The sequence below is a fragment of the Rhizobium sp. R693 genome (assembly GCF_002211315.1).
GTDB lineage: Bacteria > Pseudomonadota > Alphaproteobacteria > Rhizobiales > Rhizobiaceae > Rhizobium.
The window spans coordinates 159,247-180,371 of record NZ_LOKY01000005.1; the positions used below are offsets into that span (position 1 = coordinate 159,247).

The 21,125-nt window shown below is 59.3% G+C and carries 19 protein-coding genes and 3 tRNA genes; 20 read left to right on the top strand and 2 right to left on the bottom strand.

Translation table 11 applies throughout. The features are described from left to right. Positions 1–115: 115 nt before the first annotated feature. Together ATY79_RS07160 and ATY79_RS07165 are read right to left on the bottom strand one after the other, a co-directional pair. Positions 116–1,294: a GGDEF domain-containing protein gene (locus tag ATY79_RS07160; protein WP_245306777.1), complete on the bottom strand. Its 1,179-nt coding sequence runs from the start codon at positions 1,292–1,294 to the stop codon at positions 116–118. A gap of 213 nt (positions 1,295–1,507) precedes the next feature. After that, positions 1,508–1,583: transfer RNA gene (locus ATY79_RS07165), tRNA-Val, on the bottom strand. Positions 1,584–1,981: 398 nt separating this feature from the next. Here ATY79_RS07165 and ATY79_RS07170 point away from each other — a divergent pair. The 20 genes from ATY79_RS07170 to ATY79_RS07265 all read left to right on the top strand — a co-directional run bounded on the left by ATY79_RS07170 (position 1,982) and on the right by ATY79_RS07265 (position 21,122). Then, positions 1,982–2,058: transfer RNA gene (locus ATY79_RS07170), tRNA-Asp, on the top strand. Between the two features lie 53 nt (positions 2,059–2,111). Beyond that, positions 2,112–2,188, top strand: a tRNA-Asp gene (locus ATY79_RS07175). Positions 2,189–2,511: 323 nt separating this feature from the next. Next, on the top strand, positions 2,512–2,877 hold the full coding sequence (locus ATY79_RS07180; RefSeq protein WP_088691875.1) for an NADH-quinone oxidoreductase subunit A: 366 nt from the start codon (positions 2,512–2,514) through the stop codon (positions 2,875–2,877). Beyond that, positions 2,868–3,452, top strand: coding sequence for an NADH-quinone oxidoreductase subunit B (locus ATY79_RS07185; protein WP_088691824.1), 585 nt, complete (start codon positions 2,868–2,870; stop codon positions 3,450–3,452). Before ATY79_RS07180 ends, ATY79_RS07185 begins: the two co-directional genes overlap by 10 nt. A gap of 15 nt (positions 3,453–3,467) precedes the next feature. Continuing rightward, the gene (locus ATY79_RS07190; protein WP_088691825.1) at positions 3,468–4,070 is read left to right on the top strand and encodes an NADH-quinone oxidoreductase subunit C; all 603 of its coding nucleotides are present in this window, start codon (positions 3,468–3,470) and stop codon (positions 4,068–4,070) included. 73 nt (positions 4,071–4,143) lie between these two features. Then, complete coding sequence (locus ATY79_RS07195) at positions 4,144–5,334, top strand: NADH-quinone oxidoreductase subunit D (protein WP_088691826.1); 1,191 nt, start codon at positions 4,144–4,146, stop codon at positions 5,332–5,334. Beyond that, a complete protein-coding gene (locus ATY79_RS07200) occupies positions 5,334–5,606 on the top strand; it encodes a hypothetical protein (RefSeq protein WP_088691827.1) in 273 nt (90 codons plus the stop codon). The genes ATY79_RS07195 and ATY79_RS07200 overlap by 1 nt, the downstream gene beginning before the upstream one ends. Positions 5,607–5,622: 16 nt before the next feature. Then, positions 5,623–6,756, top strand: a complete 1,134-nt coding sequence (locus ATY79_RS07205) for an NADH-quinone oxidoreductase subunit E (protein ID WP_088703382.1) — start codon at positions 5,623–5,625, stop codon at positions 6,754–6,756. 10 nt (positions 6,757–6,766) lie between these two features. Further along, the gene (gene nuoF / locus ATY79_RS07210) at positions 6,767–8,071 is read left to right on the top strand and encodes an NADH-quinone oxidoreductase subunit NuoF (RefSeq protein ID WP_088691829.1); all 1,305 of its coding nucleotides are present in this window, start codon (positions 6,767–6,769) and stop codon (positions 8,069–8,071) included. A 5-nt stretch (positions 8,072–8,076) separates the two neighbouring features. Continuing rightward, positions 8,077–8,706, top strand: a complete 630-nt coding sequence (locus tag ATY79_RS07215; protein ID WP_088691830.1) for a 5' DNA nuclease — start codon at positions 8,077–8,079, stop codon at positions 8,704–8,706. Positions 8,707–8,923: 217 nt separating this feature from the next. Next, on the top strand, positions 8,924–11,005 hold the full coding sequence (gene nuoG, locus ATY79_RS07220) for an NADH-quinone oxidoreductase subunit NuoG (protein ID WP_088691831.1): 2,082 nt from the start codon (positions 8,924–8,926) through the stop codon (positions 11,003–11,005). A 12-nt stretch (positions 11,006–11,017) separates the two neighbouring features. Further along, the gene (gene nuoH, locus ATY79_RS07225) at positions 11,018–12,061 is read left to right on the top strand and encodes an NADH-quinone oxidoreductase subunit NuoH (RefSeq protein WP_088691832.1); all 1,044 of its coding nucleotides are present in this window, start codon (positions 11,018–11,020) and stop codon (positions 12,059–12,061) included. A gap of 40 nt (positions 12,062–12,101) precedes the next feature. After that, positions 12,102–12,593, top strand: a complete 492-nt coding sequence (gene nuoI / locus ATY79_RS07230) for an NADH-quinone oxidoreductase subunit NuoI (protein WP_007531797.1) — start codon at positions 12,102–12,104, stop codon at positions 12,591–12,593. A 141-nt stretch (positions 12,594–12,734) separates the two neighbouring features. After that, positions 12,735–13,349 (top strand): NADH-quinone oxidoreductase subunit J, encoded by a 615-nt coding sequence (locus ATY79_RS07235; RefSeq protein WP_088691833.1) that lies wholly within the window; start codon positions 12,735–12,737, stop codon positions 13,347–13,349. A gap of 29 nt (positions 13,350–13,378) precedes the next feature. Beyond that, a complete protein-coding gene (gene nuoK / locus ATY79_RS07240; RefSeq protein WP_007531803.1) occupies positions 13,379–13,687 on the top strand; it encodes an NADH-quinone oxidoreductase subunit NuoK in 309 nt (102 codons plus the stop codon). A gap of 7 nt (positions 13,688–13,694) precedes the next feature. Continuing rightward, on the top strand, positions 13,695–15,695 hold the full coding sequence (gene nuoL, locus ATY79_RS07245) for an NADH-quinone oxidoreductase subunit L (RefSeq protein ID WP_088703383.1): 2,001 nt from the start codon (positions 13,695–13,697) through the stop codon (positions 15,693–15,695). Next, positions 15,695–17,206, top strand: coding sequence for an NADH-quinone oxidoreductase subunit M (locus ATY79_RS07250; protein ID WP_088691835.1), 1,512 nt, complete (start codon positions 15,695–15,697; stop codon positions 17,204–17,206). Before nuoL ends, ATY79_RS07250 begins: the two co-directional genes overlap by 1 nt. An 18-nt stretch (positions 17,207–17,224) precedes the next feature. Then, the gene (gene nuoN, locus ATY79_RS07255) at positions 17,225–18,670 is read left to right on the top strand and encodes an NADH-quinone oxidoreductase subunit NuoN (RefSeq protein ID WP_088691836.1); all 1,446 of its coding nucleotides are present in this window, start codon (positions 17,225–17,227) and stop codon (positions 18,668–18,670) included. Beyond that, entirely contained in the window at positions 18,670–19,434 is a 765-nt protein-coding gene (locus ATY79_RS07260; protein WP_088691837.1) for a biotin--[acetyl-CoA-carboxylase] ligase, read from the top strand. The genes nuoN and ATY79_RS07260 overlap by 1 nt, the downstream gene beginning before the upstream one ends. A 17-nt stretch (positions 19,435–19,451) precedes the next feature. Continuing rightward, a complete protein-coding gene (locus tag ATY79_RS07265) occupies positions 19,452–21,122 on the top strand; it encodes a ribonuclease J (protein WP_088691838.1) in 1,671 nt (556 codons plus the stop codon). The last annotated feature ends 3 nt before the right edge of the window (positions 21,123–21,125 follow it).

Consider the following 21,125-nt stretch of genomic DNA (forward strand, 5'->3'; position numbering starts at 1 on the left):
CGGATGATGCTTCAGTGACTGGACCGTGCGGCCCGCGAGAACCATCTTATAGCCAGCGCGATGCAATGTTGGCTAGGCTTCTTCCGGAGTAAAGCCAAACCGCTGCGATCTGACTCTACCGATAGATCAGCCAGTCCTTGGGCACATGTGAGACATTCGCGACGCCATGGATGGAGACATTGTCGCCGCCCGATGCTTTTGCCATGCCGAGCGCCTTTTCGGCGAACGCGATAAGGGCGTCGGCCGTTCGGGCTTCCTTCGACATACATATCCCGATTGAGAATGAAAGCGGCGCTGCCCGTTTTCCCGATACCGGATGCACCACCGGCAATCCCTTCAGCCGATCACGGAGCCTGTCGACAAGCCGCATGATCTCCGTCTCATCTGCTGTTCGGAAAATGAAACCGAAGCGCCCCCGATCGAAGCGGCAGGCCAGATCCTCTTCACCGAACATCGCTTGGATCAACTCGCCGACTTTCTTGAGGACGGGCTCAAGAAGATTTGGAATGGCCGCAATGGTCTCGTAGCCATCGATATCCGCAAAGGCGATTCCGCACAGATCGGGCAGACCTGATTTTTCATAGACGTTGGCGAGTTCCTTGTTGAAGACCCGACGGTTCCCCAGGCCGGTCACGATATCGACAAACCTGGCAGCATTTGCCGCAGCGGCCTCGCGTTGTACCTCCTCGAGCTTCTGCGATTTCTCCATCACCTTGGAAGCGAGCATTGCACTTTGCGCCTCGCGAGTATGTGTTGCGGAGCTTACCGATTGCAGCGATCGCGATAGCGCGTCCTTGTCTGTCACATCGTTGGCTTCAAAGACCCGGGCAGCCTGGCTGATGACGCTTCCGTAGCGCGATAGAGCAGACTTTTCCTCGTCGAGCAGGGAGAGAATGCTCTGTAGTTCCTGCTGCACCTGGCCCGAACGCGCCTCGAGCTGGCTGCCTTCGAAGTGGTGGGGCAGGTAACGGCGTCCGATCCCATCCAGAGCCCCCTGCGTCTTGACCGGGCCGAGCGATCTGAGTTCGCGTGCGAGATCCGGACTGTTACCGGTCAGCGCCTCGAATATGAGCTCATAGTTACGCGGCAGTCCTTCGATTCCGAGTTGTTGCAAGACCGTTGCAATGCGAAAGGCTAGACTCGTGTGCGTGTTGAACTGCACCTGATGCTCTCTCCGACGTGACTTCTGACTACCACTGGCGCGGTGGGTGACATGAACGGCGGCCATGGCCCGCTGATAACTATTGCAGGCAAGCTGTGCTGAAGGCTTTCCAGCAACGGCCTGGGGTATCATGCTCCCTGTGACAAACAACTTATGAGGACAATATTGAGCGCGCTCAATTAAGGCGAAGTAAATGAGCGCTCTGCGCAGTGACGCACGAATCATGTGCCAGGCTCGGCATTTTCTTCCTTGCTCGGGAGCGAGGTACGCAGTGCACGCCACCGGCTCGAGCGGCTCGCGAATACGTCGCCATCATCAGTAAACTATGAGGATAGTGGGAGGAAATGGTGGGCGATGAGAGACTCGAACTCCCGACATCCTCGGTGTAAACGAGGCGCTCTACCAACTGAGCTAATCGCCCTCGCGAGATCGGTCCGTTTCGGCCCGCCGCGTCGGTGGCCGTGATCTATGCGGATCGCGGACAAACCGCAAGAGTGTTTGTGAAGATTTTTTGATTTTTTTGAGCGGAGGCGCTCATGCCCCCGTAGTCTCGGTGATTTTTGAGCTGTGGAAAACCGTCGGCGGTGCAGGCGAGGGCTCGGGGAATTGATTGTCTATGTGCGCTCGACAAATACTCCTCTGATAATACACTGAATTTGCGAAGCGAATTTCGTTCTCCAAAAACAATTCGCAGACTGTCATCGTTTTGTCTCCAAAGCTGCTTGACACTCAAATGCGAACCCCTTAGTTAGCCGCTCATCGAAGCGGTAAAGCTGCTTTGACGCGGACGCGAAAGCCTCCGGATCGCTTGAAATGAATGCGGGTGTAGCTCAGTCGGTTAGAGTGCCGGCCTGTCACGCCGGAGGTCGCGGGTTCGAGCCCCGTCACTCGCGCCATTTCAAAATGGAGTGTCGCAAGGCGCTTGATCCGGTTATTCTGTCCACGATGCGCGGGTGTAGCTCAGTCGGTTAGAGTGCCGGCCTGTCACGCCGGAGGTCGCGGGTTCGAGCCCCGTCACTCGCGCCATTCTCTCCTTTCCTCTGTTACATTCTCTGCCAACGCGATCGCCGATTTCGGTGTTCTCTCTTGGCTCGGACGTTCTCTGTTGCTGCGAGCCATGCAATATCCGACGGGCTGACATGCAGACTGAATCGACTTGTGTGGATTTGTCGCGACATCATTGCATCTGCTTGATAATGTCGCGCCTCGACAGTCGAATTGGTGCTCTAAAAGTCTTGCGCCGTGGCGCTGGCTGCGCTAACCACGGCTCTGTTGCAACGCACGTTCGCTTGCCGGGCAATTGCCCACTTGCGCCTTCCTGGCGCAGCCCGCAAGCAGGGATGAACCTGATGACTGGACTGCTCAGTTCCTATATTCCGATCGCTATTTTCATTGGTATCGCCCTTGTAATCGGCCTGGCGCTTCTGATCGCGCCGTTTGCCGTTGCCTTCAAGGCGCCTGACGCGGAAAAGCTTTCGGCTTTCGAATGCGGTTTCAACGCATTCGACGACGCCCGCATGAAGTTCGATATCCGTTTCTATCTGGTGTCGATCCTCTTCATCATCTTCGACCTCGAAGTCGCCTTCCTCTTTCCGTGGGCAGTTTCGTTCGGCGCAATTGGCTGGTTTGGCTTCTGGTCCATGATGGTTTTCCTCGGCGTGCTGACCATCGGCTTTATCTATGAATGGAAAAAGGGAGCCCTGGAATGGGAGTAGCCCCAAGCGATAGGGCGCTCGTCGCGCCGCACCCGAAAGGCATCATCGATCCCGCAACGGGCAAGCCGATCGGCAGCGACAGCGCCTTCTTCGGCGAAATCAACGATGAGTTGGCTGATAAGGGCTTTCTCGTTACCTCAACCCGAGATCTCATCACCTGGGCCCGTACCGGCTCGCTGATGTGGATGCAGTTCGGTCTAGCCTGCTGTGCTGTCGAAGGCCTGATGCAGGTTTCCGGTCCTCGCTACGACATGGAGCGCTTCGGCGTTGCTCCGCGCGCTTCGCCGCGCCAGTCGGACGTCATGATCGTTGCCGGCACGCTGACCAACAAGATGGCGCCAGCGCTCCGCAAGGTTTACGACCAGATGCCTGAGCCGCGCTATGTGATCTCGATGGGGTCCTGCGCTAATGGTGGCGGTTACTATCACTATTCCTATTCGGTCGTGCGTGGCTGCGACCGTGTCGTTCCTGTCGATATCTACGTGCCGGGCTGTCCCCCCACGGCGGAAGCGCTGCTCTACGGGGTGCTGCTTCTGCAGAAGAAGATCCGTCGAACCGGAACGATCGAGCGCTAAGGGCGGAGGACTGTCATGAGTGAAGCCTTGAGCGAACTGTCCTCGTATCTCCGTGAGATGCGCGGCGATCTCTTTCTCGATGCATCCATCAGCTACGGTGAGCTGAACCTAACTGCGACGCCGGAGACGATTCTGGCGCTGCTGACGTTCCTGCGCGACGATGCGCGCTGCGGTTTCATCAGCATGATTGATATTTGCGGTGTCGACTGGCCGCAGCGCGAGAAGCGTTTCGACGTCGTCTATCACCTGCTGTCGCCGAAGCAGAACTTGCGCATCCGCATCAAGGTCGCCGTGGCCGATGGTGAGTCGGTTCCGTCGGCAACTGCTGTCTACAAGGGTGCTGAGTGGTTCGAGCGTGAAGCTTGGGACATGTACGGCATTCCGTTCTCAGGTCACGCCGACCTGCGCCGTCTGCTGACGGACTATGGCTTTGAAGGCCACCCGCTACGCAAGGACTTCCCGACGACCGGTTACGTCGAGGTGCGTTATGACGATGATGCCAAGCGCGTCGTCTACGAACCTGTCGAGCTGAAGCAGGAATTCCGCAATTTCGACTTCCTGTCCCCTTGGGAAGGCACCGAATACGTGCTGCCGGGAGACGAGAAGGCGGCGAAGTGAAGATGAGGCTCGGATTTCTTGAAGCGTCTCTGTTCGCCGTCTCATGCCAATTGCCAGCGCGGAGCGCGTCGCTATGACTGAACATAACGTTCGCAATTTTACGATCAATTTCGGACCGGAACACCCGTCCGCGCACGGTGTTCTGCGTCTCGTGCTCGAGCTCGATGGCGAAATCATCGAGCGCGTCGATCCGCATATCGGCCTGCTGCACCGCGGCACCGAGAAACTGATCGAGACGAAGACCTACCTTCAGGCCGTGCCTTATTTCGATCGTCTCGACTACGTCGCGCCGATGAATCAGGAACACGCTTTCGCGCTCGCGGTCGAAAAGATGCTGAAGCTCGAAATTCCGATTCGTGGTCAGCTGATTCGAGTTCTGTACTCCGAAATTGGCCGAATCTTGTCGCACATCATGAACGTGACGACGCAGGCCATGGACGTCGGCGCGATGACGCCGCCGGTCTGGGGCTTCGAAGAGCGCGAAAAGCTCATGGTGTTCTACGAGCGCGCCTGTGGCGCCCGTATGCACTCGGCCTATTTCCGTCCGGGTGGCGTCCACCAGGATATCCCGCCGGAGCTGGTCGAGGATATCGGCAAGTGGTGCGACCCGTTCCTCAAGATCCTCGACGATATCGAAGGTCTTCTGACTGACAACCGCATCTTCAAGCAGCGTAACGTCGACATTGGCGTGGTATCGCTGGAAGATGCATGGTCCTGGGGCTTCTCGGGTGTGATGGTTCGCGGTTCTGGCGCTGCCTGGGACCTGCGTCGCTCGCAGCCCTACGAGTGCTACAACGATATGGAATTCGATATTCCGATCGGCAAAAACGGCGACTGCTACGACCGCTACCTGATCCGCATGATCGAGATGCGTCAGTCTGTTCGCATCATGAAGCAGTGCGTCGAGCGTCTGATGGGCAGCGCCAAGACCGGTCCGGTGTCGTCGATCGACGGCAAGGTCGTTCCGCCGAAGCGCGGTGAGATGAAGCGGTCCATGGAAGCGCTCATTCACCACTTCAAGCTTTACACCGAAGGCTACCACGTTCCTGCTGGCGAAGTGTACGCAGCTGTCGAAGCGCCGAAGGGCGAGTTCGGCGTCTATGTCGTCGCCGATGGCAGCAACAAGCCGTACCGCTGCAAGATCCGTGCACCGGGCTACGCCCACCTGCAGGCGATGGACTTCCTCTGCAAGGGCCACATGCTCGCTGACGTGACGGCCGTGCTCGGTTCGCTCGACATCGTGTTCGGTGAGGTAGACCGCTGATGAAGCTGTTGCCGCTCGCCGCTCTCGTTCTTTTCGCTTCTTCCGGAGCCTTCGCTCAGGAAGTCGGCGGAATGGGCCCGAAATTGGGTCAGGACGAGGTGCAGCCGCCGGCAGCCAAGGCTTCCATGGGTGAGCTCTTATCCAAGGGCTATGAAATCAAGGCCGCCGTTCCGAACGGCGGCAAGTTCGTTGTGTTTTTGCAAAAAGACCAGTCGGCCTACGCATGCGAGATGAAGTCTCTGACGGCATCGCAGTGCGGGACCATAAACTGACAAGGCGTGAGGAAGAATGTCCGTTCGTCGATTAGCCGAAGATCAATTCCAGCCTGCCGCGTTCGCCTTCAACGACGAGAACGCTGCCTGGGCGGAAAAGACGATCCAGAAATATCCCGCAGGCCGTCAGCAATCCGCTGTCATCCCGCTGTTGATGCGAGCACAGGAACAGGATGGTTGGGTCACGCGAGCCGCGATCGAAAGGATCGCCGACATGCTCGATATGGCCTATATCCGTGTTCTCGAGGTTGCGACTTTCTACACGCAGTTCCAACTGAATCCGGTCGGCACGCGCGCCCACGTCCAGGTATGCGGCACGACGCCCTGCATGCTGCGCGGCTCGGAAAGCCTGATGGCGGTCTGCAAGAGCAAGATCCATCATCATCCCTTCGAGCGGAACGCCTCGGGCACGCTTTCGTGGGAAGAAGTCGAATGTCTCGGGGCCTGCGTCAACGCGCCGATGGTCATGATCGGCAAGGATACTTACGAGGACCTGACGCCGGAACGTCTTGAAGAGATCATCGATACGTTCGAGGCCGGCAATGGCGCGAGCGTCACTCCCGGCCCGCAGATCAACCGTCACTTCTCGTCTCCGGAAGGCGGTCCCACGACCTTGCTGACCGAAGAGAAGCCGAAGAAGGTCTCCACCAAAAAGGCCGTTCAAGAAGCCGTGACTGCAACCATCGACGCGGCCCCGGTTCCTCCCTCGGAAGCCGCACGCGCGAAGAGCACCGATGCGGAAACCAATGCAGCGCTGAAAACGCCGGTCACGGCACCGAAGGCTGCTGCTAAGAATGTCAAAGCGGTGGAAGATCAACCGGCGCCGGCGACCGCTGCGCTGGTGCAAAATGCCGGTAAGCCTTCGCTCGGCGACAAGAACCGTCCCGCTGGCGTCGAAAAACCCGCCGCTCCGGATGATCTGAAGATGATCTCCGGCGTCGGCCCGAAGATTGAAGCGACCCTGCATGAGATCGGCATCTTCACCTTCACGCAGATCGCGGGATGGAAGAAGGCCGAGCGCGAATGGGTCGATGGATACCTGAATTTCAAGGGCCGCATCGAACGCGACGACTGGGTCAAGCAGGCCAAGGCGCTCGCCAAGGGCGGCGAAGCCGAATACATTAAAGTCTTCGGTAAGAAGCCGCGGTAAGGGGTGAAGCATGTTACAAGATAAAGACCGCATCTTTACCAACATCTACGGCCTCAAGGACAAGTCCCTGAAGGGCGCGATGGCGCGCGGCCACTGGGACGGCACCAAGCAGATCCTCGAAAAGGGTCGCGACTGGATCATCAACGAAATGAAGGCCTCTGGTCTTCGTGGTCGTGGGGGCGCCGGCTTCCCAACCGGTCTTAAGTGGTCCTTCATGCCGAAGGAGAGCGATGGTCGCCCGCACTACCTCGTCGTCAATGCCGACGAGTCGGAGCCGGGCACCTGCAAAGACCGCGATATCATGCGCCACGATCCACATACGCTGATCGAAGGCTGCGTGATCGCAAGCTTCGCAATGGGCGCGAACGCCGCCTACATCTACGTCCGTGGTGAATATATCCGCGAGCGCGAAGCGCTGCAGGCTGCCATCGATGAGTGCTATGACTACGGCCTGCTCGGCAAGAGCAACAAGCTCGGCTATCCGATGGACATCTACGTCCATCACGGTGCCGGCGCCTATATCTGCGGTGAAGAGACCGCGCTGCTCGAAAGCCTTGAAGGCAAGAAGGGCCAGCCGCGCCTGAAGCCGCCGTTCCCGGCCAACATGGGCCTGTACGGTTGCCCGACGACGGTCAACAACGTCGAGTCGATCGCCGTTGCGCCGACCATCTTGCGTCGCGGCGCGTCCTGGTTCTCCTCGATCGGCCGTCCGAACAACGTCGGCACCAAGCTGTTCATGCTGTCGGGTCACGTCAACAAGCCGTGCACGGTCGAAGAGGAGATGGGGATCACCTTCCGCGAGCTCGTCGATCGTCATGCCGGCGGCATCCGGGGCGGCTGGGACAACCTGCTTGCCGTCATCCCCGGCGGCGCATCGTGCCCGATCGTTCCGGCCAAGGACATCATCGATTGCCCGATGGATTTCGACGGCCTGCGCGCCGTCGGTTCGTCCTTCGGTACAGCCGCGTCGATCGTCATGGACAAGTCCACCGACGTCATCAAGGCGATCGCCCGCATCTCGGCCTTCTTCAAGCATGAGAGCTGTGGCCAGTGCACGCCGTGCCGCGAAGGCACCGGCTGGATGTGGCGCGTGATGGAGCGCATGGCCAAGGGCAATGCCCAGAAGCGCGAGATCGACATGCTGTTCCAGGTCACAAAGCAGATCGAAGGCCACACCATCTGTGCGCTTGGCGATGCTGCCGCATGGCCGGTGCAGGGTCTGATCCGTAACTTCCGTCACGAGATCGAAGCGCGCATCGACCAGTATACGGCAAGCGCGCTGGATCACGGTGCGGTTCTTGAGGCAGCAGAGTAAGGCTGATGACGAAGGCGTCCGACAGCAATGACAAGGAAGAGGTGGCTGATTTCTCGGCCGACTTCGGTCGTCTTGCTGCCGAGATGCTGGAGAACGCCCGCGTGCTCCCGGTGCCGCCTGTAATGGTAAACCCGGCTGCGGCAATGGCTGCGGCGACCGCGATCGGTCTCGGCTTTTCGACGCAGATGGCCGGCGCATTCTTCGGAGCCTTGCAGGGCGCGCTCGATGCAACGAGCAAGCTAGCAGCCGTTCTGGACGAAACGCCGCCCGACGAGGGTAAGCCTCAGGTCGAGATCCAGCCGGAGAACGTTCGTCCTGCGCCTGCCAACAAGGTTGCAGGGAAGGTCAAGCTTTCTGTGGTTGCAGCAGAGCCGACCGCGAAGCCTCGTGTGGTAACGAAGCCAGCTCCGCGTGCTCGAAAGACCGACGATCTGAAGCAGATTTCCGGCGTCGGTCCGAAGATCGAGCAGGTGTTGAATGCCAAGGGCATTCGCGCCTTTGCCGTGATCGCCAGCTGGTCGACCGAGGACGCGGCACGCATCGACGCAGAGCTCGGTTTCGACGGGAGGATCGCTCGCGACGGCTGGGTTGACCAGGCTAAAGCACTGGTTGCTGGAGCGCGAAAGCGGAAGTGAATTTTCGGCCGAAGAGGCTGGAGCAAGGTCAAGGCTGAAGAGTGAAGGGCAGGGGCCCGAAACTGCAAAGGCCGAAAGCCGATCCCGGATCTCGGGATGGGCGCAGAATTTGAGCGACACCGATGCCAACGGGGTAAGAACCGGCGTGGCAGCGAAACTGTTGCAAAGTGGGTTTGTTTGCCGCCATCCGGCAAACGGGAAACAGGACTGAGTGACGATGGCAAAACTGAAGATTGACGGCAACGAGATCGAAGTTCCGGATCATTTCACGCTGCTGCAGGCGTGCGAGGAAGCCGGTGCTGAAGTTCCGCGCTTCTGCTTTCACGAGCGCCTTTCGGTTGCCGGCAACTGCCGCATGTGCCTCGTTGAGGTGAAAGGTGGCCCGCCGAAGCCGCAGGCTTCTTGCGCCATGGGTGTGCGCGACATCCGCGGCGGCCCGAACGGCGAACTTCCGGAGGTCTTCACCAACACGCCGATGGTCAAGAAGGCCCGTGAAGGCGTGATGGAGTTCCTGCTGATCAACCATCCGCTGGATTGCCCGATCTGTGACCAGGGGGGCGAATGCGACCTGCAGGACCAGGCGATGGCCTTCGGCATCGACAGCTCGCGCTATCAGGAAGACAAGCGCGCCGTCGAAGACAAGTATATTGGACCGCTCGTCAAGACGGTCATGAACCGCTGCATTCACTGCACGCGCTGCGTTCGCTTTACGACTGAAGTGGCCGGCATTTCCGAACTCGGCCTGATCGGCCGCGGCGAGGATGCCGAAATCACCACCTATCTCGAGCAGGCGATGACCTCAGAGCTGCAGGGCAACATAGTTGACCTCTGCCCGGTCGGCGCGCTGACCTCGAAGCCGTTCGCCTTCACGGCGCGTCCGTGGGAGTTGAACAAGACCGAAACGATCGACGTCATGGACGCGCTCGGCTCCGCAATCCGTGTCGATACGCGTGGCCGCGAAGTCATGCGCGTCATGCCGCGCGTCAACGATCAGATCAATGAAGAGTGGATTTCTGACAAGAGCCGCTTCATCTGGGATGGCCTGAAGACGCAGCGTCTCGACCGCCCCTACGTCCGCAAGGATGGCCGTCTGCAGGCAGCGACCTGGGGCGAAGCCTTCGGCGCCATCAAGGCTGCCGTTGCCGCAACCAGCGGCGAGAAGATCGGTGCGGTCGCCGGCGATCTCGCATCCGTCGAAGAAATGTACGCGCTGTCGGAACTCGTGAAGTCGCTCGGTTCCGAGAACCTCGACTGTCGCCAGGATGGGACGGCACTTGATCCGTCGCTCGGCCGCGCAAGCTACCTCTTCAACCCGACGATTGAAGGCATCGAGCAGGCGGACGCACTGCTGATCATCGGTGCCAACCCGCGCTTCGAAGCCGCCGTGCTCAACGCTCGCATCCGCAAGCGCTGGCGTCGCGGCAACTTCCCGATCGGCGTGATCGGCGAAGCTGGCGAACTGCGTTATGACTATGAATATCTCGGCGCTGGCCCGGACACGCTGAAGGATATCGCCGACGGCAACCATGCGTTCGCGAAGGTTCTGACGGATGCCAAGAAGCCGATGATCCTCATCGGTCAGGGCGCTCTGTCACGTACCGACGGTGCTGGTGTTCTCGCAACTGCTGCAAAGCTTGCTGGCACGGTCGGCGCAGTCGTCGAAGGCTGGAACGGTTTTGCCGTGCTGCACACCGCAGCATCACGCGTTGGCGGTCTTGACCTTGGCTTCGTTCCGGGTGCCAAGGGCGTTAACGCCGCGGAGATGCTGACCTCGATGGACGTTCTCTTCCTACTTGGCGCCGACGAACTCGATTTCGGTGCCAAGAAGGCAAAGCTGACGGTCTACATCGGCTCGCACGGCGACAACGGTGCCCACAATGCCGACGTCATCCTGCCGGCGGCTGCCTATACCGAAAAGTCCGGCACCTGGGTCAACACCGAGGGTCGCGTTCAGATGGGCAATCGCGCCGGCTTTGCGCCGGGCGACGCCCGCGAAGACTGGGCGATTCTGCGTGCGCTGTCCGACGTGCTTGGCAAGAAACTTGCATTCGATTCACTTAGCGAATTGCGTGCGAAGCTCTATGCGGCCTTCCCGCATTTCGCAGCGTTCGATGAGATCGCTGAAAGCGACAGCGCCAAAATTGCCGCAGTCGCGAAAAAAGCCGGCAAGATGAACAAATCCGGGTTTGCTTCGCCGGTCAAAGACTTCTATTTGACGAACCCGATCGCGCGCGCTTCGGCAGTGATGGCCGAGTGCTCGGCATTGGCCCGCAACAACTTCAAAGTCGCGGCAGAGTAAGGGCAGGGGACTATGGAATCGTTTGTTTCAACTTATGTCTTGCCCGGCCTCCTGATGGTCGGTCAGTCGCTTCTTCTCCTGGTCTGCCTGCTCGTCTTTATCGCCTACATCCTGTTGGCCGACCGTAAGATCTGGGCAGCCGTACAGCTCCGCCGCGGTCCGAATGTGGTGGGTCCGTGGGGCCTTTTCCAGTCCTTCGCCGATCTTTTGAAGTTCGTCTTCAAGGAGCCGGTTATCCCCGCTGGTGCCAACAAGGCAGTCTTCTTGCTCGCGCCTCTCGTCACCGTGCTTCTGGCACTGTCGACCTGGGCGGTCGTGCCGCTGGCGGATGGCTGGGTCATCGCCAACATCAATGTCGGCATCCTCTACATCTTCGCGATCTCGTCGCTTGAAGTGTACGGCATCATTATGGGCGGTTGGGCTTCGAACTCGAAGTACCCCTTCCTTGGTGCATTGCGCTCCGCTGCACAGATGGTGTCCTACGAAGTCTCGATCGGCTTCGTCATCGTCACCGTTTTGCTCTGCGTTGGCTCGCTGAACCTGACGGACATCGTCCATGCCCAGCAGGCTGGTCTCGGCACGCGCCTTGGTCTGCCGTCATCGTTCCTCGACTGGCACTGGCTGGCGCTGTTCCCGATGTTCATCATCTTCTTTATTTCGGCGCTGGCTGAAACGAACCGCCCGCCTTTCGATCTTCCTGAAGCCGAATCGGAACTCGTCGCCGGCTTCATGGTCGAATACGGCTCCTCGCTCTACATGATGTTCATGCTCGGCGAATATGCGGCCATCGTTCTGATGTGCTCGCTGACGACGATCCTGTTCCTCGGAGGCTGGCTGCCGCCCGTCGACGTATGGCTCCTGAACTGGGTTCCGGGTGTTATCTGGTTCACGCTGAAGTCGTGCCTGGTGTTCTTTATGTTCGCGATGGTCAAGGCGTTCGTCCCGCGCTATCGCTACGACCAGCTGATGCGCCTCGGCTGGAAGGTTTTCCTTCCGCTGTCGCTCGCCATGGTCGTTATCGTCGCATTCGTGCTGAAGCTGACGGGTTGGGCATGATCATGCCGGCCCTCGTTTCAAGCAATATTGGAGGTTGAAGATGGCAGGCTTGTCCAACGCGGTCAGCTCGCTGTTCCTGAAGGAATTCGTCGGTGCGTTCTGGCTGACCTTCCGGTACTTTTTTAAGCAGAAGGCAACGGTCAACTACCCGTTCGAAAAGGGACCGGTCAGCCCGCGCTTCCGCGGCGAACACGCGCTGCGTCGTTATCCCAACGGCGAAGAGCGCTGCATTGCCTGCAAGCTGTGTGAGGCGATCTGTCCTGCACAGGCGATCACCATCGAAGCCGGTCCCCGCCGCAACGATGGCACGCGCCGCACGGTTCGTTATGACATCGACATGGTCAAGTGCATCTACTGTGGCTTCTGCCAGGAAGCGTGCCCGGTCGATGCGATCGTCGAAGGCCCGAATTTCGAATTTGCGACGGAAACACGCGAAGAGCTCTACTTCGACAAGCAGAAGCTCCTCGACAACGGCGACCGGTGGGAGCGTGAAATCGCGCGCAACATCGCGCTGGATGCTCCGTACCGTTGATCGAAATTGAAATGCCGGAGTGTCGCCGCTCGCGCGGCTTCCGGTCAACATGCACCGGAGTTTTGCCGGAGAGTTCCGCGCGAAGCTTCATCGGGCAGGGAAACTCCCGGCTGCCCGGGGGAAGATGAAAAAGGCACCAACATGGGTCTGCAGGCTCTATTTTTCTATCTTTTCGCCTTTGTCGCGGTAGCGTCGGCGTTCATGGTCATCTGGTCGAAGAATCCGGTTCATTCGGTTCTCTTCCTGATCCTGGTTTTCTTCAACGCGGCTGGCCTCTTCCTGCTGCTGGGCGCCGAATTCCTGGCGATGATCCTGCTCGTCGTTTACGTCGGTGCCGTGGCCGTTCTCTTCCTCTTCGTGGTTATGATGCTCGACATCGACTTTACGGAGTTGCGCGCGGGCGTTCTCGAATACGCGCCGATCGGTGCGGTCATCGGGTTGATCCTTGCGGCTGAGCTGATCGTTGTCGGCGGTGGCAGCGTGATCTCGCCGGAGATCGCCAAAACGGTCACGATGCCGATCCCGCCGCTGTCTGAGCGCACGAATACCGCCGCTCTCGGCGATGTGCTCTATACGAATTACGTCTACTTCTTCCAGATCGCTGGTCTGGTGCTGCTCGTCGCGATGATCGGTGCGATCGTGCTGACGCTCAAGCATCGCCAGAACATCAAGCGGCAGAATATCGCCCGACAGGTTGCCCGCAGCCCTGAGACCGCCGTCGAAGTGGTCAAGGTCAAGCCGGGTCAGGGCGTTTGAGGCAGGCGCGAGCTTAAGGAACAAATACAATGGTCATCGGACTTTCCCATTACCTGACGGTCAGCGCCATCCTCTTCACGCTCGGCGTCTTCGGTATCTTCCTGAACCGGAAGAACATCATCGTTATCCTGATGTCGATCGAGCTCATTCTGCTTGCGGTCAATATCAACATGGTCGCCTTCTCGTCGTTCCTCAACGACATCGTCGGCCAGGTTTTCGCATTGTTTATTCTGACCGTCGCTGCGGCTGAAGCGGCTATCGGTCTTGCAATTCTCGTCGTCTTCTACCGCAACCGCGGCTCGATCGGCGTCGAAGACGTCAATATGATGAAGGGCTGATAAGGCTATGTTTTTATATAAGGCTATCGTCTTTCTTCCCCTGATTGGCGCGATCATCGCCGGCCTCTTCGGCCGCGCGATCGGCGCCAAGGCATCGGAATACGTCACCTGCGGGCTGATGATCAGCGCGGCGGTGCTGTCGTGGTATGTTTTCATCACCGTCGGCATGGGCCACCACGAAGGCGGCCCCATCAAGGTCGAAGTGCTGCGCTGGATCCAGTCCGGCGGTATTGACGTATCCTGGTCGCTGCGCGTCGATACGCTCACCTCGGTCATGTTGATCGTCGTCAACACGGTCTCGACTCTGGTGCACGTCTATTCGATCGGATACATGCATCATGATCCGCATCGTCCGCGTTTCTTCGCCTATCTCTCGCTTTTCACCTTCGCGATGCTGATGCTTGTGACGGCCGACAACCTGGCCCAGATGTTCTTCGGCTGGGAAGGCGTTGGTCTCGCTTCGTATCTGCTCATCGGCTTCTGGTTCAAGAAACCGTCGGCAAACGCCGCTGCGATCAAGGCCTTCGTCGTCAACCGCGTCGGTGACTTCGGCTTCATCCTCGGCATTGCGAGCCTGTTCGTGCTATTTGGTGCGATCAACCTCGACACCATCTTCGCGAACGCTGCGAGCTTTGCTCCGGGCGAAGCTGGTGGTGAGGGCGGCGAGATCGTTCTCAACCTCTTTGGCATGCATCTCGACAAGGCACATGCGCTGACTGGCGCCTGCCTGCTGCTCTTCATGGGCGCGATGGGTAAGTCGGCACAGTTCCTGCTGCACACTTGGCTCCCAGACGCGATGGAAGGCCCGACGCCAGTGTCGGCTCTCATCCATGCTGCAACCATGGTTACCGCGGGCGTCTTCCTCGTCGCTCGCATGTCGCCGCTGTTTGAGCTTTCGCCAGATGCGCTCGTCTTCGTAACGACGATCGGTGCGATCACAGCCTTCTTCGCGGCAACTGTTGGCCTCGTGCAGAACGACATCAAGCGCGTCATCGCTTACTCGACCTGCTCGCAGCTCGGCTACATGTTCGTTGCGCTCGGCGTCGGTGCTTATGGCGCCGCCATCTTCCACCTCTTCACGCACGCCTTCTTCAAGGCTCTGCTGTTCCTTGGCGCCGGCTCGGTGATCCACGCCGTCGATGGCGAGCAGGACATGCGATACATGGGTGGTCTGCGTAAGCACATCCCCGTGACCTTCTGGATGATGACGATCGGCACCCTGGCGCTGACCGGCGTCGGTATTCCGTTCACACCGATCGGTTTTGCCGGCTTCTTCTCGAAGGACGTGATCATCGAGGCGGCTTACGCGTCGCATTCGCCGGTCGCAGGCTTTGCCTTTACGCTGCTGGTCATCGCGGCCCTGTTCACGAGCTTCTATTCTTGGCGTCTGGCTTTCTTGACTTTCTTCGGCAAGCCGCGTGCGTCCCACGAAGTGATGCATCACGTTCACGAGTCGCCGCAGGTCATGCTGGTGCCGCTCTACCTGCTCGCTGCCGGCGCGGTTCTGGCCGGCGTCCTCTTCGAAGGCCGCTTCTACGGCGAGGAATATGCCGAGTTCTGGAAGGGTGCGATCTTCACCTCACAGCACAACGAACTGCTCGAAGAGTTCCATCACGTTCCGGCCTGGGTTGGCCTCAGCCCGTTCATCGCCATGCTCATTGGTTTCGTGACGGCCTGGTACATGTACATCAAGTCGCCGTCGACGCCGCGTGTGCTCGCGCAGCAGCATCGTGTGCTGTACCAGTTCCTCCTGAACAAGTGGTACTTCGACGAGCTCTACGACTTCCTCTTCGTCCGCTCAGCAAAGGCGCTCGGTCGGTTCCTGTGGAAGAAGGGTGATGTCGGCGTCATCGATACCTACGGCCCGAATGGCGTCGCTGCCCGCGTCGTCGATGTCACGAACCGCGTCGTGCGCTTACAGACCGGTTACCTCTATCACTACGCGTTCGCCATGCTGATCGGCGTTGCGGCGCTTGTTACTTGGATGATGCTCGGGAGTTCCTTCTGATGACCGATTGGCCCATTCTTTCAACGGTCACCTTCCTGCCGCTCGTCGGCGTGGTGCTCCTGCTGCTGATGAATGAAAATGGTCCGAGTGGCCGCCGCAACGTGCTCAACATCTCGTTGATCACGACGATCGTGACGTTTGTCCTTTCGCTCTTTCTCTGGATCGGTTTCGACAATGCGAACCCGGGCTTCCAGATGATCGAGAAGCATGGCTGGCTCGGCACCGGCATCAGCTATCACCTCGGCATTGACGGGATCTCGATGCTCTTCGTGATCCTGACGACCTTCCTCATGCCGTTCTGCGTACTGGCGAGCTGGCTCTCGATCGAAAAGCGCCTCAAGGACTACATGATTGCCTTCCTGATCCTGGAAGTGATGATGGTCGGCGTCTTCGTTTCGCTCGATATCGTTCTCTTCTACGTGTTCTTCGAAGCCGGCCTCATTCCGATGTTCCTCATCATCGGCGTTTGGGGCGGCAAGGATCGCGTCTACGCCAGCTACAAGTTCTTCCTCTACACGCTGCTCGGCTCCGTTCTGATGCTGCTCGCCATCATGGCGATGTACTGGCAGGCCGGCACGACGGATATCCCGGCGCTGCTCGCCTATAAGTTCCCGCCGCAGATGCAGACCTGGCTCTGGCTTGCCTTCTTCGCATCCTTCGCAGTCAAGATGCCGATGTGGCCTGTTCACACGTGGCTTCCCGATGCACACGTTCAAGCGCCGACCGCGGGCTCGGTCATCCTGGCAGGCGTGCTTCTGAAGCTCGGCGGCTATGGCCTGATCCGCTTCTCGCTCGGCATGTTCCCGGTTGCCTCCGAGTTCTTCGCGCCGCTCGTCTTCGCATTGTCGGTCATTGCCATCATCTACACCTCGCTGGTGGCGCTGATGCAGGACGACATGAAGAAGCTGATCGCCTATTCGTCGGTCGCCCACATGGGTTACGTGACAATGGGTATCTTTGCGGCCAACGCGCAGGGTCTGCAGGGCTCGATCTTCCAGATGCTATCGCACGGCATCGTCTCCGGCGCTCTCTTCCTTTGCGTCGGTGTGATCTACGACCGGACCCATACCCGCGAGATTGCGGCCTATGGCGGCCTGGTCAACAACATGCCAAAATACGCCGTCGCGATGATGGTCTTCACGATGGCGAACGTCGGCCTGCCGGGCACCTCGGGCTTCATCGGCGAATTCCTGACCCTGATTGGCGTCTTCCGCGTCAACACCTGGGTCGCACTCTTCGCCGCGACCGGCGTTATCCTCTCCGCCGCCTATGCACTCTGGCTCTATCGCCGGGTGATCTTCGGCGCGCTGGAAAAGGAAAGGCTGAAGGCGCTGCTCGACCTTTCTCCGCGTGAACAGTTGATACTTTATCCGCTGATCGCACTGACCATCTTCTTCGGCGTCTATCCGGCTCCGGTCTTCGATGTGACCGCTGCTTCGGTTGACCAGCTGATCCATAGCTATACGGCCGCAGTCCAGGCAGCGCAGGACGTTGCGCTGTCGATGAAATGATGACGGGACTTTTGGGACATGACCTCTGAAACTATTCTCGCAAGCCTGCATCTTTCCATTCCGGAGTTGATCCTCGCTGTCGGCGCCCTGGCGTTGCTAATGATCGGCGTCTTCTCGGGAGAGCGTTCGGGCCGTATGGTCAGCGTTCTCGCGATGATCGTGCTGGCTGCTGCCGCGCTCTGGCTGATTTTCGTTCCCAGCGAAGGCGTTGCCTATGGCGGCGTCTTCCTGTCGGACGGCTTCGGTCGCTTCATGAAGATCACGGCATTGGTTGGATCGATCTCGGCGCTCTTCATGTCGCTCGGCCTCGCCAAGGAAAACCAGCTCGATAAGTTCGAGTTTCCGGTACTGCTCGTGCTCTGCACGCTCGGTATTCTGCTGATGATTTCGGCCAACGATCTCATCTCGCTCTACCTCGGTCTTGAACTGCAATCGCTCGCGATCTACGTCGTTGCTGCGATCAATCGCGAGAGCGTCAAGTCCACGGAAGCCGGCCTGAAGTACTTCGTGCTCGGCGCGCTTTCCTCGGGCATGCTGCTGTACGGCATGTCGCTGGTTTATGGCTTCACCGGTCACACGCAGTTCGCTGATATCGCCCAGGCTCTGACCGTCGACGGTGCCCGCTCGCTTGGCCTCGTCTTCGGCCTCGTGTTCATCCTCGCCGGCATCGCCTTCAAGATTTCCGCAGTTCCGTTCCACATGTGGACGCCGGACGTTTATGAAGGTGCGCCGACCCCGGTCACGGCTTTCCTTGCCAGTGCCCCGAAAGTTGCCGCGATGGCGATGATGACCCGCATTGTGATCACCGCCTTCCAGCCGGTCCTGGCGGATTGGCAGCAGGTCGTGGTGTTCATTTCGATCGCTTCCATGCTGCTTGGTTCCTTTGCCGCAATCGGTCAGAAGAACATCAAGCGACTGATGGCCTATTCGTCGATCGGTCACATGGGCTACGCATTGGTTGGCCTTGCCGCGGGCAACCAGACCGGCGTTTCCGGCGTCATGCTCTACATGGTCATCTACATGGTGATGACGCTCGGCAGCTTCGCGATCATCATGTCGATGCGCCGCAAGGACGGGACGGTTGTCGAGGAGGTCAATGACTTGGCTGGCCTGTCGACCACCAATCCGTTCATGGCAACGGTGCTGACCATCCTCATGTTCTCGCTGGCCGGTATTCCTCCGCTCGCAGGCTTCTTCGCCAAGTACTTCGTGTTTGTCGCTGCAATCGAGGCCAAGCTCTATGCGCTTGCCATCATCGGCGTTCTGGCATCGGTCGTCGGCGCTTACTATTACCTGCGCGTCATCAAGCTGATGTGGTTTGATGAAGCCACGGGCGAGTTCGCTCGCGTCTCGGCGTCTCTTCGTCTTGTCTTTGGCCTGTCCGGCCTCTTCGTTCTCGCCTATGTCTTCATCGGCGGTCCGATCGGCGGTGCGGCCGAGCTTGCTGCTGCGACGCTCTTTTGATGAACTCTGAGGCACGGCGCCGGATATCGCTCGACGATTTCAGGCACGAGGCTCTGTCGGAGACATCGTCCACGAACAGCGAATGCCTTGCCCGTGCGCGGGCAGGGGACCGCGGTCTCCTTTGGATCACGGCGGAAAAGCAGACCGGCGGCCGCGGTCGCCGGGGACGGCCCTGGGTTTCGGAGCGGGGCAATCTCTACGCCTCGCTTCTTCTCGTCGATCCGGCTCCCATGGAGCGCCTCGGCTCGCTGCCGCTGGCAATCGCCGTCGCAGTGCATCAGGCTGTTCGCCATGTGCTGCCGCATACGGCCGAACCGCTGGAAGTGAAGTGGCCGAACGATATCCTGATCGGACGAAAGAAGACTTGTGGCATTCTCGTCGAGGGCGAAACCCTTCCGGACGGACGCCATGCGCTCGTCATTGGCATCGGTATCAACGTCGCATTCATGCCCGACAACCCGCTCTATCCGGTGACCTGCCTGCGCGAGCAAGGGAGCTCCGCTTCCCCTGAAGAGGTTTTCGCCCATCTCTTTGCGTCGATGGCGGAGGTCTTGGAGGCATGGGACCGCGGCCGTGGCGTGCGCGAAATCACCGAACGCTGGCGCCGAGTTGCCTGCGGCATTGGCGAAAAGATAACTGTGAACCTGCCGGACCGGTCGATTTCCGGCCACTTCGCCGGAATTGATGATAATGGCCTGTTGATGCTCGATACCGGCGCAGGCAGGATGATGACGATTGCCGCCGGCGATGTCTTCTTTGGTTGATTGGAAATAAGAATAATATGGCGAAGCAGGACGAACTGGTATTTCTGCCGTTGGGCGGCGTTGGCGAGATCGGAATGAATCTCGCCCTTTACGGCTACGGCCCGCCGGATCATCGCCAGTGGATCATGGTCGACTGCGGCGTCACCTTTCCTGGACCTGACTTGCCGGGTGTCGATCTTGTGTTGCCCGACATTCGATATCTCGCCAGCGAGCGCAAGAGCCTGAAGGCGATCTTCATCACCCACGCGCATGAGGACCACTATGGCGCGCTCGCCGATCTATGGCCAGGCCTCAACGTTCCAGTCTATGCCTCGGCCTTTACAGCAGGGCTTCTCGAGGCGAAGCGCAATTTTGAAAAGTCGGCCATCGGCGAGATCCCGGTGACGCTGTTCACGGCGGGCAACACCGTCAATGCGGGCCCTTTCAGCGTCGAGGGCGTGGCCGTCAACCATTCCATCCCCGAACCGATGTCGCTGGTGATCCGCACGCCCCTCGGCAATGTGATCCATACCGGCGACTGGAAGATCGATCATGAACCGTCGCTCGGTCCGTTGACAGACGAGACCCGTTTCCGCCAGCTCGGCGACGAAGGCGTTCTGGCGTTGATGTGCGATTCCACGAACGCTCTTCGGGATGGCGTATCGCCGTCGGAGAAGGACGTCTCCGAGAGCTTGCGCAAGATCATCGAGAATGCCGAAGGCCGTGTTGCGGTGACGACGTTCTCATCGAATGTCGGCCGTATTCGCACGGTAGCCGAGGCGGCCGAGGCTGAAGGCCGCGAAGTCCTTTTGCTTGGCAGTTCGCTCAAGCGCGTTGTCGACGTGTCTCGCGATATAGGTCTGATGGAAGGCATCAAGCCGTTTATTTCCGAGGAGGAGTACGGCTACATCCCGCGCGACAAGGTGGTGGTCATCCTGACCGGCAGCCAGGGTGAGCCACGCGCTGCCCTTGCCAAACTTTCGCGCGACGAGATGCGAAACGTGGCGCTTGCATCAGGCGACATCGTCGTATTTTCTTCCCGCGCCATTCCGGGCAACGAGAAGGCGATCCAGGATATCAAGAACGGCCTGATCGAGCAGGGCGTCCATGTCATCACCGACAACGAGGCCCTAGTTCACGTTTCCGGACATCCGCGCCGCAACGAGTTGCAGAAGATGTACGAGCTGACACGGCCGAAGATTGTCGTGCCGGTACACGGCGAGGCGACGCACCTGACGGCACACAAGGAACTCGCGGAGCAGTCTGGCATCTCGATCGTGCCGCGCGTGCGCAACGGCGACATTCTTCGTCTGGCGCCGGGACCAGTCGAGGTGATCGACGAGGCACCGCATGGCCGCATCTACAAGGACGGTTCGCTGATCGGCGATTTCGACGAGATGGGCATCGGCGAGCGCAAGAAGCTTTCCTATGTCGGCCATGTTGCCGTCAACGTCGTGATCGACAGCCGCTACGATATCGTTGGAGATCCGGACCTTGTTGCGATAGGTCTGCCTGTCTACGACGACGAGGGCGACGAGATGGAAGATACGCTCTACGATGCTGCTGTTGGCGCCATCGAAAGCATACCGCGGGCACGCCGGAAGGATCTCGACCTGCTGCAGGAGTCGGTTCGCCGTGCCATCCGTGCAGCAGCAAACCAGACCTGGGGCAAGAAGCCCGTGGTCACGGTGTTTGTTACGAAGGTGTAACGC